Origin of the sequence: Candidatus Pelagibacter communis (genome assembly GCF_001180225.1) — a bacterium.
In the GTDB taxonomy this organism is placed as follows: Bacteria; Pseudomonadota; Alphaproteobacteria; order Pelagibacterales; family Pelagibacteraceae; genus Pelagibacter; species Pelagibacter ubique_D.
In genome coordinates this window covers 1-538 of the sequence record NZ_CVST01000016.1, presented here as the reverse complement: position 1 = coordinate 538, position 538 = coordinate 1, and the positions used below count along the sequence as shown (strand labels likewise).

1 protein-coding gene is annotated in these 538 nt (G+C 28.6%); it reads left to right on the top strand.

Annotated elements, in window-relative coordinates; genetic code table 11:
- On the top strand, positions 1 to 538 hold a 538-nt coding region (locus AMN99_RS01410; protein ID WP_256998090.1), incomplete at both ends, for a Mur ligase family protein.

Genomic DNA, 538 nt, shown 5'->3' with positions numbered 1-538 from the left:
AAAATATTAATAGGATTAGAAAAGAAAAAATCAAAGTTTACGTTGGACATAAAAAACAGAATATAAGTAAGGCTACAATTTTGGTTGTTTCTTCAGCAATTAAACAAAATAACCCAGAATTAATTGAAGCAAAATCAAAAGGTCTACCAATATACAAAAGAGGAGAAATGCTAGCAAACATTGTGTCTCTGTCTAAAAATATTGTAGTTGTCGGATCTCACGGCAAAACAACAACTACTTCTTTAATTGCATCAATTTTTCAAAATACAAAAATAGACCCGACGATTATTAATGGTGGAGTTATAAATTCAATCAATAATACAGCAAAATTAGGTAAAAGTGATTGGTCTATTTTGGAGGCAGATGAGTCTGATGGTAGCTTTATATTTATACCGCCAACTTACTCTATCATAACTAACATTGATAGAGAGCACATGGATTTTTATAATTCGATGAAAAAATTAAATAAATATTTTATTGATTTTGTTGAGAAGGTTCCATCTTTTGGAAAATCATTTATCTGTTTAGATGATAAGAA